Here is a 16,851-nt window from a genome sequence, read left to right on the forward strand (position 1 = left end):
AATAGAACATATAGAATGACCGGCCTTTGCGATTGTAATGTCAGACTAAGCGATGTCGAAAACAGACCATTATTTTGACCCCGGAGGGGTCCTAAGTTTCATAGCCGGAGGCGTAAGCCTCCGGACAGGCAAAAAAAATAAAGCCCCAAAGGGGCGAAAGAAAATAGCCGGGCGTGGAAACGCCCGGAAAGCAATCTGGCTTTTTTCAAAGCCCCAGCGGGGCAACACAAGGTTGTTTTCCATAGCCCTCACCGAATCTCAATCGACCGAATCCGAACCCACTCATCTGCCTCCGCCGTATGAAATGGATCCAGCCGCAGCCCCGTAATCACGCCCTGATACCCCGCATGGGCTCCAATATCCAGCGTATAGGTCGCAAATGATTCATCGGCTGCAATAGAAAAACGCAGGCTGTTTTTCTCACTGAACGCATCGCCCGCTGTCTTCCAGAAAACCTGAGCCTGATACATTTTCACCGCATCGTTTTTCTTTCCCGCTGCAGTAATCACCAGTTTATGTCTCGGCTCGGCCCGCCAGAATGTCTCCGGGCTGTAAAGCTGCACATCATTGCCATCGGCGTGAATCTCCAGATACCCCAGAATCGGCCAGCCTGTATCCCGGGCATTGGTATAAATCCAGTGCTGCCGGTCCTTCGTAAAATCATATCGCGGCAGCGACACTTTGTCGGCATGGGCATAAATGTACTTGCGGATATTGCTCAATGAATCGACAATCAGAACATACCGGTACTCATAGACGATATTCCAGTCCAGAATCTCCCGATGAATCGGCGAGATATATCCGGTCGGCGCATCCCTGGGGCCGCCTTGACCCGGCTGGCCGCAGGCAAACCCGCCAATAAATCGATACACGCCCGGATGCCACACCCCCAGCCCGAAATCGTCGTCATTGACTAACGCCGCCCAGTTCTCCGTCGCGTTCCACGGATCCGCCCAAATTCCGCTGGCACCGGGTTTCTTGGGAATCTCAACCAGCGCACCGCCGGTATAGGGCTTGTCGCCCGTATAGGTCATCAGCTTATGATACGGCCCGTTGGTATAAACCGCCGGCAATTCCTGATCGCGTCCCCCATACCAGGTCTTGTCGGAACGTGTGTTAGTCAATCGGCTGGTCACCTGTACCGCCCGGCCATCCAGCCGGAAGATACATTCAAACGTGCATTCCCCCGGCACGTTTTCCAGCGGCCAGATCATCGGGACACACTGGACATAAATCGTTGTGCCGTCGTTGGTATGCCTAAGGACTTTGGAACGGTGGCCAAAGCAATCCCCCGCTTGAATCGGATTCCACCCCAATCCCTGCCAATGGGGCTGGATTTTCTTGCCCGCCGGGATAAACGGATTCGGCCCGGAATAAAACGACATCTGCACCTGCCGCCCCCAGTCATAGCTGTTGATCAGATTCTCGCCGGTTTTGGCATCGGCCAGATACGTCACCGCACCGCCGAGATTCAAATCCACGCCCAGCTTAATCTGCCCGTTATCCAGCCAGCTCATCCGTTCGGCCGTATCCTGCTGTTGAGCAAGACATACCGCCGACGCAAGCATCACACCTACGCCGAAAACAAACCACTCTTTTCCCATCGCGAAGTCCTTTTATGCGATGGCCATCATAGCAATCCCGGGACGCCGCCGCAAATGGTGTTACTGAATGGATTCGAGCAATTCCTGCAGGACATCCTTGGCCGGGGCGTTACGGAACCCTGCCTCGGTCTTCCATTGCAGCCGCTGATTGGTCTCGACGGCCTGTTCAATCTTGCGGCAGGCCAGAATCACCGTCGCATGATTCTTGTCCCCCAGCGTCTTGCCGATTTCCGGAAACGACATCTTGGTCAGCCGCCGTGTCAAAAACATGCAGAACGACCGGGCCAGACTGATAGAACGGTCTTTCTTGCTCGAATGAATGTCATTGGTGCTGACGCCGAAATACGCCGCCACCGCCGATGTGATATCGGCACTGTGCACCACCGGATCGTTGCGGATAATATGTTCCGACAACAGCTCCCGCGCCGCCGCCGGCGTCAGCTTCTGCCCGCACACCGAACCGAATGCAATCAGTTTGAGCAGTGCCCCCTCCAGCTCACGCACGCTGGTGGTAACCTGGTCAGCCAGAATCGCAATCACCTCCTCACTGAGTTTTTGCTTCATCGACGCCGCCTTCCGACGGCAGATTTCGCATCGCGTCTCAAAGTCCGGTGAATCGATCCGCACCACCATCCCCGACACAAACCGGCTGACTAACTTGTCGCAAAGCTGGCTGATCTGCTTGGGGTGCGCATCCGAGGCCAGCACAATCTGCTTGCCCGCCAAATCGATACTATTAAAGGTATGCAGAAATTCCTCCTGCATCCCGGATTTATTGGCCAGAAAATGAATATCATCTATCGCCAGCAGGTCCAGATTGCGGAACCGCGTCCGAAATTGCTCCAGCTTCTGCGTCTTGAGGGCCAGTACATATTGATTGGCAAAATCCTCCGCCGACACATACATCCACTTGGCCCCTGGCCGGCTGCGGGCATATTCATTGCAAATGCCCTGCAGCAGATGCGTTTTGCCCACCCCATATCCGCCATGATAAAACAGCGGGTTAAACGGACTTTTCTCCTCACGAACCACCGTTTTGGCCGCATTAAACGCCAGTTGATTTTTTTCACCCACCACAAACGTATCCAAAGTCAGTTTCAGCGGAGGGACAAACTCGGTCTGCCGGGTGACACCTTCGACTGTTACGATGGGACGCGTCTTGGCTGCAGGGGCCTTGCGCGGCGATGGCACCAGCGTCGAATCAATCGAAAACTGCACCGGCCCTTCTGCCCCCGTTACCGCCTTCATCGCCTCACGAATAGCTTTGGCAAAATGAGTCTCAATCCAGCTTGCAATAAAGCTGTTGGGAACCGCAATGTCCAGACCCTGTTCGGTCAGCGTAAAACGCGAACTGTTCTTAAACCAGATTTTATATTTTGCCTCACCAACAGACTGGGCGATAAAGTCGGAAATCGCTTTCGTCTCTTCCGTGAACGAAATCTGCATCGTTTACTCCAAGGGTTTAGTGTTGTTTAACAAAGCAGTTACTCATCGATACAGGTCCTCCTGTAGTCATCCGCATGGGGCAAATCATAGACGTGTTCAAGCACGGTTTCAACTGGGATTTTAACAGATTCTTTTCCACACCGAAAAGGCGTTGCAGACACCAGTACTTACGAACAAAAAAAAAATGTTTTTAACACTCTATTAACGACGCAAACCACGGTTGTGGATAACCTGTGGAAACTGGTTGCAAAAATCACGTTTTCAATACTGATACCGCGTATCCGCCGTCATGATCCATTCTATCTGCCCTGATGGTTTGCGGTACCATTACATGTTCTTTCAACAAATGCCCATCCTGACGCTCAGCCAGGACGCTCCGCACCAGCATCTGGTTTTCCTCTGCCAGAATACTGCATGTCGAATACAACACATATCCGCCGGGCCGGACAATCGATAACGCCTGATGCAGAAGTTGTTTCTGGACCGCAGTTAATGCCCTAATGGCTTTTTCTTCCAGCCGCCAGCGAGCTTCGCACCGCCGGGCCAATACGCCGGTATTTGAACACGGCACATCCGCAATCACCGCATCAATCCTGGGTTTGGAGGCAAGAAACGATTTGAGATGTTCCGGCTCAATGATATCAACATCGCCCAGCTTCAATCGCTGGCAATTTTGCCGCACTTTTTGCAGACGAACTTTGTCCGCATCACTGGCATAAAGCTGACCGGTATTTCGCAGCAAACCCGCAAGAACCGCTGTCTTGGTGCCCGGTGCCGCACATAAATCCAGAATCCTCCAGCCCGCCTGCACTGGCAGCAAATGGATCGCTTCATATGCCGCTTGATCCTGCACAAAGAACAAGCCCTTTTCAAAAGCACTCAGCCCCGTAATATCCACTGCCTGCAAGAGCGTCAATCCCGTCCCATCGGGCGTCGGGCTTGTCTCAATCCCTTCCGACGCAAGCACAGCGGCAAGCTCGGCGGTCGTTGTCTGCAGCGTATTGGGACGAAGTACCACCGTCGGTCGGCGATTGGAGGCAATACAGATATGCTTTGTCGCCTCCGGCCCAAACTCGACCAGCCACCGCCGGACCAGCCACGCCGGCAGTGAAAACGCCGTCCCCAGAAAGAGTGCTAAATCCTGCTGGGGGTCGGGCAACAGGTCTGTTTTAAACAGGCAGCCTGCCTGGGCCTCCGCAGGCAGAATCTTCCGCGGCGGCTGTCCGGCCAGCGCCACCGACCGTAACTCAATGGCCCGCTGGACATTACGCAAAACGGCATTCACAAATCCCCCGGCCTTGCGCGATAGCCTGCCCGCGATTTCGACAGTCTCGTTGACGATCGCATACTCCGGCGTGCGGGGCACATAAATCAATTCGTAAGTCCCTGTCCGCAAAAGGGCTAAAATCTTTTTATCCGTATGCTCCATCCGAATCCTGGCCGTCTGCGACAAAACCAGGTCAATCGCCGACAGATTGCGGATAACCCCATGAACCAAGTCCGTCGCTCTCGCTCGCTGGTCGGTCCGGGCCATCCACCGTTCCAGCCGGGCGGACGTATCATGTCGGCTGATGTCCAGCTTCTGAAGGACCTCCGCCGCCACACCACGTGCCGACAGCAGGTGTTTCTCTATTTTCTCATCGTTCGATTCCATTCCCCCATCATAATTCACCCCTGGTCAAATGCAAAGCACATTTGCTCCTGTCAAATCGGACAAACAACCTGAGACTGCCATTTATCCCATATTCTTATCCATAAATGCTATTTTCTATTATCCTCGCGACAGCAAATTTCCTTTACCATTGAGTTGGTTTTCGGTACAATTCATCCTGTTGCAGGGTAATCTTTATAAATCTGTCAAAGAAGTGCCTAAAAATAGGAGATGCGCCATGACACAAAATACATCCGATAAGAGCGGCATTGCGTGTTTATTGTTTATGTTGTTTCTGGGGCCATTTGGTCTTCACCGGATGTATGTCGGCAAAATCGGCACCGGCATTTTGTTCCTGCTGACTTGCGGAGGACTGGGAATCTGGTGGCTGATCGACCTGATTATCCTTATCGCTGGTGCCTTTAAAGACGCAAACGGCAATGCCGTCAAACTGGGCAAATAAACAAGTCAACCCGACACTGTAGCTGTTAGCACCACACGGCGCAGGCTTTCCAAGGCCCTATAAACAGCAAGCCATGCACCTTGAAGTCGGTCTGTAATGATTATACCGCTTGCCGGCCAAGCTGCCGCGCCTAAATCTCGCATTTATTTCGCCAAAAACATCCATCTGATTGCTTTTTTATTGCGTTTTTGATACACTCTGTCCTTAGCTCATGTACGCAGCCTGGGGTCAGGTCTTCAGGTTTCAGCATCAGTCTTCTATGGGGGTCTGGCGGTGATTTGACATGGGCAGGTAATCAATTACTGTCGTGAAGCATATAAACGAACAAGAATAGTCTTTTTAGGAGGTATCAATGATGAAAAAACTATGCGCTGTGTTAATGGCATGTGCATTGACTACTTTGTGCACTGCCGGAACAATCATTTCAAAAGTAGCACCCGAAGGCGACGGCCATAGCGGACGCGCTCGGTATGGGTATGGCTTCCCGTGGGAAAGTACCGGATTTGACGGCAGTACCACATCCAACTGGGCCGGCCATTGGTATGACGCCCCCTATGGAGCGTCATCTGATGTTTATATGCAATTTTCGCTGGCGTCGGTTCCTGCCGGTGCAACAGTCCAGCAGGCCACTTTAAATATCTATGTCACCGAATGCTCCGGCTCCGGCGGCCAGCTTTATCATCGCACGAATTCATCCACTGCGACCGGCCTGGCCAGTCAGCTCTTAGGCGGCGATGTGAAAATCGCGGATATCCTGACCTCGGCAGGATGGTATAGCATCGACGTAACCAGTGCTATTCAGTCTGATATTGAAAAAGGCCACAAATGGGCTGTCTTCAGCCTTCCGAGCAAAGGCTACAGCAGCCTGACCTTTGACAGCGGCGAAACAGCCAATGCCGCCTACCTGTCGGTGGCCATTCCGGAACCGGCAACCTTAATCATGCTTGGCCTCGGTGCCCTGCCGATGCTGCGGCGAAAAAAATAATCCTTAAACTGGTTGACACACCGTAGTATAAAAAACCGCCGGGAATACCGCCCGGCGGTTTTTCATTGTCTGATACAGTACCGCCCCCCTCCCCAAAACCCCTGGCACAGAGATCATGCCATTTCACGACTCAACGGCATCCAGGAAAACAACCCCCAACATATCGATGCATCGATGCAAAATCAAATAGTCCGCAATGGCCACTCCTTCCCTGACAGGTCTGATGAAAATACCGGTCATTGTGCAGATCAAAAAAAAGGACCCCAGACAGCTTGTGCCCGGAGTCCTTTGAGAAATCAAGTACTTTTAATTATGCAGCATGTCTGCGGCGCAGATAGCCAACCAGTGCTGTTCCAAACCCACCCAGCAGCAGAGCACCAGGAGCAGGAACTACATAGCCGACCTGCACATTGTCGATGCCGGTATTAACAACATTGCCTTTAACGGTTGTCCACCGAATACTGGTAATCGGGTCGCTGGAGGTCACGCCGAAAAAGCCAACCTGAGTCGGATCATGCGACAAAACAAACTGCCCCGTCTGGCCCCCGGCGGTCGTTACCGTGATGGTCGCGGGGCCATACGGATTCAAATAGGTATCAAACGCCACCGCGCTGGCCGGAAAACTGAGCTGAATGAGCACGCTGAAATCTTCATTGCCGTTGGCAGTCAGTACACTGCTGGTCGTGGGCTTGACACCAAAATTGGTATAACCAGGGCTGGCCACCCAGACATTGGCAAACGGGGTCCCGGCCAGACCAACATAAGTGATTCCGTTGCTGGTAAAGGACGGCAGGGCCGTATTCTTCGGAACAACCGACTCGAAATCCTCGGTGACGACAATCTGCGTCATAGCATGAAATACCGACGAATCCGTGTAAAATGTCGGAGCTCCAACAGCAAGGGGTGCAGCCAACACCAATGACGCAAGAACGAAGGAAATAGTTTTCATCATATCCCCCTAACAACGAACACATGCTTTTTCATTCCAGACAGAACGCCTGTCCAAATCCAATTGCCTTATGTTACCATCTTCGTTGCGGACGATTCAAGGGTGTCAAATCGATATAATGCCTTTTTAGTCAAACTTTTGCCAAAAACAGAAACGAATATGCAGATTATATGGAATATAGCAGTTACACAGCCTTCCCCAGCCGCAGACAAAACATTTCCTGGCCGGCCAATTCTGTCCAGAACAAAATACCTCCATAATTCGAAGTAACGATAGAATATCAGGAGCATTACCTATGAAAAAAGACAAGCTTTATCTACTGGCAGTATTACTCATATTTCCTGTAGGGATAGGATCGTGTGCGACCGTGGGAATCGAAAAAGCCAAATATACCGTTCTTGAAAAAAAAGGCCCTCTGGAGCTGCGGCAGTATGCCCCCCAGATTATCGCCGAGACCATGGTGGATTCAGACTTCGACCAGGCGGGGAATATCGCCTTTAATCGACTCTATAACTACATATCCGGCCAGAACATAACACAAGAATCCATTCGGATGACCGCACCCGTCAACCAGACCGCAACTTCGGAAAAAATCGCCATGACCGCCCCGGTCAATCAGCAGCCAACCCAAGGCAAGTTTGTCGTCAGTTTTCTGATGCCATCCCAATATACCCTTGAAACGATTCCCAAGCCCCTGGATCCAACGGTCGTGATTAAAGAAGTCCCTGCTCGCAAAATCGCCGCCATCCGGTATTCGGGAACCTGGAGCCAGAAACGATACGAACAAAAGAAAACCATCCTTGAAACCTTCATCCAGGAAAAAGGACTTACCCCCACAGACCAGGCCATCTTTGCACGGTATGACCCACCCTTTCAGCTTTGGTTTTTACGACGCAACGAAGTGCTGATTCCAGTGGACTAATTTACAAGCTGTTGCCGCACCAGGCTGTGTAAAGACCGGTTTGGGGTCAGGACACCGGGCAGGCAACCCTGCAATGCCCCAGGGTGTTATTCAACCATCACCTTGGCCTGCGGATATACCCAAATTTTTAGGGGTATATGCAATTGTCTCACCCTAAATCAAGAGAATGCCGATATAACAGAAGGTGTAATTGATGGTTTTTTATGGATGTGCGATGATGTCAGGCAAAAATCGATGGAAATGGGCATGGGGGATTCTGGTCCTGTTGGCAGTCCCAGGCTGCTCGATCAACGACGAGCCGAGACCGCGGCTGGGCAGCTATGCAACCTCAACTCCCGGAACCAATTTCCTGGACCTCAGTACACTCGGTGACCACAAATATTATGACGGCCTGTTTGAGAAAAACGGGATTGTCTATACCTGCCGCGGCGGTCATATCGACATCGCTCATCTGCGAATCGCCGCCGACTACACACGCTATCTGTACAACCGAACCAAACAGTGCCTGCTCAAGACCGACCGGCAGTTCTCCTTCAAGCTCAATGTCGAACCATCCCGTTATTACATCCGGCTGACATACCCCAAAAACTGGAAAGACCTGCCCGCTTCGCAGAAGGAACAAATTGCCCAGGACGTCGCCCTCGAACTGGGACAATATCTGACATTTACCATGGTCACCTGGCATGAAGTGCTGACCTTTTTCGGATATAAGTCGATGGCCTTCCTGCCGGAGTTTGCGTCGGCGTTTTCCTGGGAGGACAATTATTCCAATCTGCTGGGCATTCGCCTGGCTGCCGAGGCCATCCGCACCAGGCCACAGGATTATGACATGGCAATGACGGCTCTGATCAAAGCCCAGATGGAATATCTGGGCATCGTATCCGCCGCCGAAGCTCATGCCGCCGCCGAAGCCATGCGGGGCGTCTGGTTCGAAGGCAATATCCTGGTTACGATGAAAGTGCGCAATATGGACATTGGACTGGACGATGGACAAATCACACCGCTGCTGGTCCCTTCCATGTGCGATCAGCCGCAGCCGCAATCTTATCCTGTCCCCACATTAACATCGTTCCACAAACACGGTTTCACGATGGATCTCTATATCCGACCGCAGGAATTTGAACGTGATCAGATTCTCAAAGTCGTCTGTCCGGACGGCGGCTGCAATCGCATCTGCATGCCTGATGATCTGCCGATATTTCTGGCGTACATCAAAGACAAATGCCGCCAGATCGGATGCACAGTCGTCGAATAGAACCAGGCCGCCAAAAACCATCAAAAGAGCTTCTCACGTGCCTGGCCATTCTGTGGGGCTGTCTACCTCCCCCTGTATCTCTGGCTCCTGAACACCTGATTACTGATAATCTTCGGTCTTATGGCGAATGATGCGGCCTTCGGCCATATAAATGACCTCTTCGGCGATATTGACCGCATGATCGGCAATCCGCTCCAGATGCCGTGAGACACTGAGCAGATGAATCAGGCTCTCGATAAATTCCGGGTGTTCCTGAATGGCCACCTTGACCTGGTCATACATCTGGCGGTTGATGGCATCAACCTGGTCATCGTCCCTGAGCACTTTCTGCGCCTGAGCGCAATTCATATTCACCAGCGCATCCAGACTGTCACGCAGCATCTGCTGGGTAATCCGGGCCATTTGCTCAAAATCAAACGGAATCGGCACCGGCTCATGGCGGGCCAGAAACTCACTGCGTTCGGCAATATTGACTGATAAATCCCCGATACGTTCCAGGTCGACATTAATTTTCAGTGCCGTGACAATGAACCGCAGATCAATCGCCACCGGCTGATGCAGGGCCAGAATCTTTAGACATTCTTCTTCCACATCCACTTCGTTCTGATCAATCAGAACATCATCATCGATGACTTCTTTGGCCAGCGCCCCATCCCGCTGACGCAGCGATTTGACGGCCTTCCAGAGACTCTGCTCGACCAGCGAACACAAAAACAGCAGTTTGCTCTTGAGCTTCTGGATTTCATTGGCCATATGTACGGTCATGTCGGGATCTCCTTATCGTTCGATTATCCAAATCGACCGGTGATATAATCTTCGGTTTCTTTCTTGCTCGGATTGGTAAACAGTTTTTCGGTCTTGTCAAATTCGACCAGTTTGCCCAGGCAGAAAAACGCCGTCTCATCACTGACCCGCGCCGCCTGCTGCATATTGTGCGTGACAATCACAATCGTATAGGACCCTTTGAGCTGGGCAATCAGATCCTCGATGCGGGCCGTTGCAATCGGGTCCAGTGCCGAACAGGGCTCATCCATCAGCACCACATTGGGCTTGGTTGCCAGCGTCCTGGCAATACAAAGCCGCTGCTGCTGTCCGCCCGACAGGGCCAGCGCCGACTTATGCAGATCGTCCTTCACCTCGTCCCACAGGGCCGCATCCCGAAGACATTTCTCGACAATCTCAGCCAGCCTGCCCCGACTGCGAATCCCCTGCAGACGCGGCCCGTAGCAGATATTGTCAAAAATGCTCTTGGCAAATGGGTTGGGCTTCTGAAAAACCATCCCAACCTGCTGACGAAGATTCACCAGATTGGTCCGTTTATCATACACATTATGGCCGTTGACGGCAAGCACGCCTTCGGCCCGACTGCCGGGAATCAGATCGTTCATCCGGTTGATGCTGCGAAGAAACGTGCTCTTGCCGCAGCCGCTGGGGCCGATGATCGCCGTTACGGACCCGCTGCGAATATCCATCGATACTCGATCCACACCGCACTTGGCCCCATAAAAAAAACTGAACTCGCGGGCCGAAATCACCGCCTCAGACGTGCTTTCAACCGCCGCCGGGGCAAATTGCTGCGGACGAGCCGCATGGCCGGCATCTGTCTTTTTGAGCGGAACAGTATCAGGCGTTTCCATCAAAGACCTCTCGTTCTGTTCGATGACATCCATTGTATTCATATTCATGCTTTATAACAATCGCAATTCTACTTGAAGTTTCGTTTCGCCCCGGCATCATTTCAGCCTCAGCGGCCTGGGCTATTCTCATAGTAGCTCAAGCCTCCGTGCTTGAGTTATTCAGCCTCGCCGCAGGCGAATCTTCATTTTTTATTTTAACTTTTGACTGATTATTAATCGAAGGCAGTCTCGTTCAGCAGCCTCGCAGTTTCCTGCTCAGCCGGGAACGAATGAGTATCGCTGCCACGTTCAGGGCTACAGTCAGCAGAATCAGCGTCATCGCCATGCCAAACTGCTGATGCGGCGCCAGCATCGAAATGCGGTCGCCTACTGCGATATCGTAACTGCCGTAGGACAATGCCCGTGTCGGCTGAAACAGCCAGCCCAGCAGGCTGCCCGGATTGTCGATCCACTGCGACGGCGACCCGAAACTCGGAATCGGCCCCATCGCCACCACGCCGGTAAACAGTATCGGCGCCGTCTCGCCGGCCGCACGGCTCAGGCTCAGGATAATCCCTGTCAGGATTCCAGGTCCTGCCGCCGGCAGCGTGACCAGCACCAGCGTCCGGAACTTCCCTGCCCCCAGGGCCAGCGATGCCTCCCGATACGTCTGCGGCACCGCACGAATCGCCTCTTCACTGGCTCGGATAATGACCGGCAGCACCAGAATCGACAGCGTCAGCGACGCCGCCAGAATGCACGGCTTGCCAATCGCACTAATCGTGATCACGAAAAATGCCAGCCCGAACAGCCCGTACACAATACTCGGCACACCCGCCAGCGTATTAATACACATCCGGATAATCTTAATCCAGACCGTATCCCCCGCATATTCAACCAGATAGGCCGCAGAAATCACCCCCAGCGGAATCGCTACACACATCGACATCAGTGTCAATAGCAATGTCCCCAGAATCTCCGGCCCAACACCCCCGAAATAATGGCTGTTCACCCAGTCATCGAAAAAGTACTGCCAGTAAATCCGCAGCCGCGGCTGCAGCAGTTTATCCCAATCCGCCACCACCCGGTCAAACAGCGGCTCCAGCGGTGTGCCGGCAAATTGTTCCTTGCGGGCGACAATCTTCTTGACCATGGGTTTGCCCGGGCCATCTGAAGTCCACTGCTCATCATACAGCAGTGCATGCCGGGCCTTCAGCGCCGTATCCAGACGTGTCGCACCGTATTGATCCATCCACAGGGGCGGTGTCGGCTCTCCGGGCAACGGCCCCAGAAGCTGTCGGATCGCCGCCGTCACCTCCTGCAGATTCGTCAGGTACTCCGCCCGATGCGACAAGTCCACCGTCTCGGCAATCTTCTTATACCGCTGGGCCATTGCGAAAAATTCCCTGGCCGGTGAGTCGGCAAACGCCGGATTGTCTTGTTCTTTCAGTACCGCATCCAGACTCTCCAGTACGGTCTGCCGGTCATCGCTTTCCAATGCATCCACCAGCCTGTCGCGAACGTCCTTGGCCAGCTTGCGATAGTCGGCATACTGTTCCCTGGGCGTATTATGATAATTCAAATACTCGCCGTATTTCTGATAGACATCACGAGCCTGCTTGACCAGCGGCTCGGTATCAATGCCCTCGCTGAATTCCAGCAGCATCGTATAAATCGGCTCCCGTGCCGCGGCTGCATCCGCAAGTGCCCTGGCCAGATGTTCATTATCCCCCCGCCCATGCAGGTCCTTTTGCAATCGGCGAAACTCCACCGTCTCGGTGAAAACCACCGCCGTCATACCCCGCCCGAACATCGGAACCAGCACCACCAATAGCGCCGCCGCAATCAGCACCACCGCCCCCCCGGACGCCATGGTATAGCCCTTATCCAGAATTTGGCGAAGCCAGGTTCTCATCGTCGCCCCCCTCCGGCCCGGGCCTTGCCCAGCAGATACTCACTGAGCAGATTCAGACTGAACGTAAACAGCAGCAGCGTCAGCCCCACCGTAAACAGCGCGTAATAATGCTCCGAATTCTTCGGTGTCTCCCCCATATCCCCGGCAATTGTCGCCGTCATCGTGCGAATCGACTGCGACAAATCCCACCACGGAGACGGTATCCGGCTGGCATTGCCCGACGCCATCCACACCACCATCGTCTCGCCAATCGCCCGCATCATACCCAGGATCACCGCCGCCAGGATTCCGCTGTGCCCGGCCGGTATCACCACATTCACAATCGTTTCCGCCCGCGTCGCCCCCAGTCCATAAGACGCCTCGCGTATCTCACGCCCCACCGCCGTCATCGCATCCTCCGACACACTGATAATCGTCGGCAGTGCCATCACCGCCAAAATCAGCGACGCATTCAGTGCATTGGTTCCGCTGGAAAAGCCCAGACGCGTCTGCAGCCATGGCGCCAGCACCATCACTGCAAAAAATCCATAAGCCACCGAGGGAATCGCCGCCAGAATCTCAATAACCGGCTTGCAAATCTGCCGCAGACTAAACGGCGCTATATCTGACAAAAACACCCCAGCCAGCAGGCCTACCGGCACCGCCACCACCAGCGCCCCCGCCGTTACATACAGCGACCCCACAATCAACGCCAGCGCACCATATCGCGGCTCTGGGGCCGACGGGTACCACGCCGCATCCGTAAAAAACTCCCGCACACGTGCCAGAATCGCCGATCCTCCCCCAGTCGTAAAGAAAGGCAGCGACTCACGAATCACAAAATAAAAAATCAAAAAAACAGCCGCCACCGATGTCGTCGTTATCAAAAACAGAATCATCCGTCCCAGATGGCTCATCACATACCCGGCCAAATCCTGCGATGGACTCAAACGCAGCGGCCGGGTAAACTCAGCCGCTGCGTTTTTGGTTTTCTGATTTTGTATTGCCATATCGGACATCAGTGTCTCACCATACAATTCTCCCCTCACGGAGTATCTGTTAATAGTTCGTCAGCGGCACAAAGCCCTTGGCTTCCACGATTTCCTGACCTTCTTCGGACAGGTAGAAGATGCAGAACGCGTGAATCAGTGATCCCAGCTTCGGATAGCCATTGGTGAACAAAAACAGCGGCCGGCTGACCGGAAAGGTCCCCTGGGCAATCGTCCGCTTGGTCGGGGTCACGCCATCGACCTTGATGGCCTTGACATTTTTATCCAGAAAGCCCAGCCCCACATACCCAATCGCACCGGGGGTTGTCTTGACACGGGCATGTGCCTGCGGGTTGGCGTTGACATATTCAACACTGGCCGCCATATCTTTCTTGTTCATGACCTTTTCATGAAATACTTCATAGGTCCCGCTGGAGGTATCCCGGCTGATGGCCACAATTGCCATATCCGGCCCGCCCAGTTCCTTCCAGTTGGTGATCTTGCCCATATAAATATCGGCAATCTGGGCCGTCGTCAGCTCGTTAATCGGATTCGACGGATGCAGCACGATGCACACGCCATCCATCGCCACCGTATGCGCTACCGGGTACACGCCGTTATCGATAGCCTTCTTGAATTCTTCCGGCTTCAAAAACCGACTGGACATCGCAATATCGCACCGCCCGTCAATCAGCGCCGCGACACCATCGCCAGAGCCGGTTTTTTTGACCGTAATCGAACACCCATTAGACTTCATAAACGCCTCGGCAAACGCATCGCCAATCGGCCCGACCGTCGTTGAGCCTTCCAGTTGCAGCGTCTGCTTGGTCTCTTCAGCCGCATTGACTACCGACATCAGCCCGCAGACCGACATCACACACAACCCCGCCACCATCAGCTTGTTTCGTAACGTTCTCATACAGGTTCCTTTCTTGATTAATCTTACTGTCTTTTACTAACAAAATGTTAGCGTTGTGTTAGCATTGCATTAATGATTCGTTAAAACTTCACCATCACATCGACCTGAAGCCGACGATAATCATCCTCAATCTTGCCCGCCGAGTTGGCCTTTTCATTCAAAAAGTAACTCACTCCGGCCTGGGTATTTTTGGCCAACTGATAGGTCACCCCAAACCGATGTCCCTTGCCGTTGGTACCACCGCCGACAAAGTCCGAATCGTTAAACGTCCCAATGGTACAATCCCGCTCCAGATCACGGTAATCATAGCTGAATTCCCAGCTTCCCGGATCCTTGCACTTGCCCAGTGACATCCCCACCAGCCAGCCGGTATCTTCCGACACACCCGAGGCCGTATTGACCGCATAATCGCCATACACACTGGCCGGCAGCTGGCCAATGCTGGTCCCGTATTCGCCAAAAGCCTCGACAATGTCGTAGTCATAGGCATACCTGCCGCCGGTGCTGCTGTTGCCCTTAAACCCATTGCCCAGCGGCGTTTCACCCACGATATTGCCGAAATCATAATACCCGACACCGCCGGTCAGCTTATTGTTATCATCCAGCCTGGCCGTCAAGCCGCCCTGTGCCCCGAACATGCCCAGCTCATCGGTGTCGTTATCATCCAGCCGGACATAGAACGCCCCCGCGTTGGCAAACGCCGTCAGGCTGTCGCTCAGTTTCAGGTTATACAGGGCTGCAGCACCTTCCATATTCAGGTCCCCATCCCACAGGAGCTGATTTTTGCCCACCTGCATAAACGGCGTCCCGAACTTACCCAGTTCCACAGCCAGCCCTTCCACGGACTTGGGCTGCCAGGTCAGATACGCCCGATCCAGCCAGATGCCCTTATATGTCCAGCTGTCCCCAAGATTCTGGTTAGTCGAGGTCGGGTCGGTGTTCTTGCCCGTGGCAATCCGCATATCGAAGTTGGTCTCATCGTTAATCTGAGCCGTCATACCGAGCCGGACACGGATCCGGTTGCGGTTGACCCCGTCGTCGCCGGAGCCGTTGGTTTCCTGGGAGATGTTCTCGTAGCGGTATCGGAAGTCGCCGTAGAACTTGATCTTCTCAACCCATTTGAGCGTCTCGGGGATCGTCATCTCCTTTTTCATCGTGGCCATCTTTTCGTTCTGGGCTGCCTGAGCCTGTTCCAGCTCGACCAGCCTGGCCTGCATCTGCGTAATCGCCTTGTACTGTTCCTGCAATTGCTGACGAAGTTCGGCCACTTCATCCGCGCGCACTGCTGCCGCTGACGCCAACAAACATAACAATACCGCCATCCTTGCTCTGTTGCCTGCAAACATCGTTACCTCCAAAAAAAGGGGTGTCTAAAATCGCATAAACCACTTATGCGAACGCTTCTGTCGCAGCCAACAGTAAGAGCGTAAGATTAAGATTGTGTGTGCAAACTGTTAGATTTCAGTTAGCAGGGGCAGGCCTGTGTGTCCGCCCTGATTACCGTATCCCCCGCCGGTTGTGCCGATGTTGCAGAAGCAATCCCCCCGTACCACTGCCTCTGATATTTCAATTCTTGTATTAACCACACATTACGAACTTTTGATTTCTCAATTCACTCCCCATTCCGCCCCAAAGGGCTTGTAAAATGTAGCCCAAGCCTCCGAGCTTGGGGTAAAATTCCATGCCGAAGGCATTCCTCTAATTTCTCCCCACTCCCCCTACGCCCTCTAAGGGCAATATAATCCAGTTATTCATACAGCACTAATTACATTGATTATTTTTGTCCAACAACCATTGTTTCGCATGTACTATAGCGTAATCCAAGATAACTTTTTCTCGGTCTCCAATATCGTATTTAATATAGTCATCTTCAGACAACGTCGATATTAATTTCAAAATATTTGGAAGCTTATCTTCAAAGAGCAAGGATGCTATGTTTTCATCATATTGTGCTCTCCAACCATATTGATTGTTCATTTCATTTTCATCTGTATAATCTCCTTCCATGACATCTATAAAATGATACACTAGAGGAACAATATTCATGGCAATAAGTTTGGGGGATATTTCCGAAGCAAATATTAACAAATTAATGAACCACGGCTTCCAATAGACAAAGAAAGTGTTCTTGTTTTCAGATGACAGAATGTCCTTATTG

At 52.8% G+C, this 16,851-nt stretch carries 15 protein-coding genes; 4 read left to right on the forward strand and 11 right to left on the reverse strand.

Translation table 11 applies throughout. The features are described 5' to 3' along the window. Window positions 1-248: 248 nt before the first annotated feature. The 3 genes from ACQ9LF_RS13580 to ACQ9LF_RS13590 form a co-directional block, all read right to left on the reverse strand. On the reverse strand, window positions 249-1,604 hold the full coding sequence (locus ACQ9LF_RS13580; protein WP_462489959.1) for a hypothetical protein: 1,356 nt from the start codon (window positions 1,602-1,604) through the stop codon (window positions 249-251). A gap of 60 nt (window positions 1,605-1,664) precedes the next feature. After that, entirely contained in the window at window positions 1,665-3,050 is a 1,386-nt protein-coding gene (gene dnaA, locus ACQ9LF_RS13585; protein WP_462489960.1) for a chromosomal replication initiator protein DnaA, read from the reverse strand. 253 nt (window positions 3,051-3,303) lie between these two features. Then, window positions 3,304-4,704 carry an RsmB/NOP family class I SAM-dependent RNA methyltransferase gene (locus ACQ9LF_RS13590; RefSeq protein WP_462489961.1) on the reverse strand — a complete coding sequence of 467 codons (1,401 nt, stop codon included), beginning with the start codon at window positions 4,702-4,704 and terminating at the stop codon, window positions 3,304-3,306. A 235-nt stretch (window positions 4,705-4,939) separates the two neighbouring features. Between ACQ9LF_RS13590 and ACQ9LF_RS13595 the strand changes: the two genes are divergently transcribed. Both ACQ9LF_RS13595 and ACQ9LF_RS13600 read left to right on the forward strand, forming a co-directional pair. Next, window positions 4,940-5,164 carry a TM2 domain-containing protein gene (locus ACQ9LF_RS13595; protein ID WP_462489962.1) on the forward strand — a complete coding sequence of 75 codons (225 nt, stop codon included), beginning with the start codon at window positions 4,940-4,942 and terminating at the stop codon, window positions 5,162-5,164. Between the two features lie 352 nt (window positions 5,165-5,516). Beyond that, entirely contained in the window at window positions 5,517-6,149 is a 633-nt protein-coding gene (locus tag ACQ9LF_RS13600) for a CBM96 family carbohydrate-binding protein (protein ID WP_462489963.1), read from the forward strand. A 310-nt stretch (window positions 6,150-6,459) separates the two neighbouring features. Here the strand turns inward: ACQ9LF_RS13600 and ACQ9LF_RS13605 are convergent, their stop codons facing one another. Further along, the gene (locus ACQ9LF_RS13605; protein ID WP_462489964.1) at window positions 6,460-7,101 is read right to left on the reverse strand and encodes a hypothetical protein; all 642 of its coding nucleotides are present in this window, start codon (window positions 7,099-7,101) and stop codon (window positions 6,460-6,462) included. A 292-nt stretch (window positions 7,102-7,393) separates the two neighbouring features. Here ACQ9LF_RS13605 and ACQ9LF_RS13610 point away from each other — a divergent pair, with 292 nt between their 5' ends. Further along, the gene (locus ACQ9LF_RS13610; protein ID WP_462489965.1) at window positions 7,394-8,020 is read left to right on the forward strand and encodes an SOUL family heme-binding protein; all 627 of its coding nucleotides are present in this window, start codon (window positions 7,394-7,396) and stop codon (window positions 8,018-8,020) included. Window positions 8,021-8,234: 214 nt separating this feature from the next. Next, entirely contained in the window at window positions 8,235-9,275 is a 1,041-nt protein-coding gene (locus tag ACQ9LF_RS13615; protein WP_462489966.1) for a DUF4056 domain-containing protein, read from the forward strand. A gap of 99 nt (window positions 9,276-9,374) precedes the next feature. Here the strand turns inward: ACQ9LF_RS13615 and phoU are convergent, their stop codons facing one another. From phoU to ACQ9LF_RS13650, 7 genes are all read right to left on the reverse strand, one after another. Next, window positions 9,375-10,040 (reverse strand): phosphate signaling complex protein PhoU, encoded by a 666-nt coding sequence (gene phoU, locus ACQ9LF_RS13620; RefSeq protein ID WP_462489967.1) that lies wholly within the window; start codon window positions 10,038-10,040, stop codon window positions 9,375-9,377. A gap of 23 nt (window positions 10,041-10,063) precedes the next feature. After that, window positions 10,064-10,954 carry a phosphate ABC transporter ATP-binding protein PstB gene (pstB, locus tag ACQ9LF_RS13625; protein ID WP_462489968.1) on the reverse strand — a complete coding sequence of 297 codons (891 nt, stop codon included), beginning with the start codon at window positions 10,952-10,954 and terminating at the stop codon, window positions 10,064-10,066. 190 nt (window positions 10,955-11,144) lie between these two features. Then, window positions 11,145-12,806 (reverse strand): phosphate ABC transporter permease PstA, encoded by a 1,662-nt coding sequence (gene pstA, locus ACQ9LF_RS13630; protein WP_462489969.1) that lies wholly within the window; start codon window positions 12,804-12,806, stop codon window positions 11,145-11,147. Further along, entirely contained in the window at window positions 12,803-13,795 is a 993-nt protein-coding gene (gene pstC, locus ACQ9LF_RS13635) for a phosphate ABC transporter permease subunit PstC (RefSeq protein WP_462489970.1), read from the reverse strand. The genes pstA and pstC overlap by 4 nt, the downstream gene beginning before the upstream one ends. A 49-nt stretch (window positions 13,796-13,844) precedes the next feature. Continuing rightward, window positions 13,845-14,693, reverse strand: a complete 849-nt coding sequence (locus ACQ9LF_RS13640) for a phosphate ABC transporter substrate-binding protein (protein WP_462489971.1) — start codon at window positions 14,691-14,693, stop codon at window positions 13,845-13,847. A gap of 80 nt (window positions 14,694-14,773) precedes the next feature. Continuing rightward, entirely contained in the window at window positions 14,774-16,006 is a 1,233-nt protein-coding gene (locus tag ACQ9LF_RS13645; protein WP_462489972.1) for a putative porin, read from the reverse strand. Window positions 16,007-16,454: 448 nt separating this feature from the next. Further along, window positions 16,455-16,851 (reverse strand): hypothetical protein (locus tag ACQ9LF_RS13650; protein WP_462489973.1); only part of this gene is annotated, 397 nt, incomplete at its 5' end.

Origin of the sequence: Anaeroglomus insulsum (assembly GCF_050689095.1) — a bacterium.
Lineage (GTDB): Bacteria > Planctomycetota > Phycisphaerae > Sedimentisphaerales > Anaerohalosphaeraceae > Anaeroglomus > Anaeroglomus insulsum.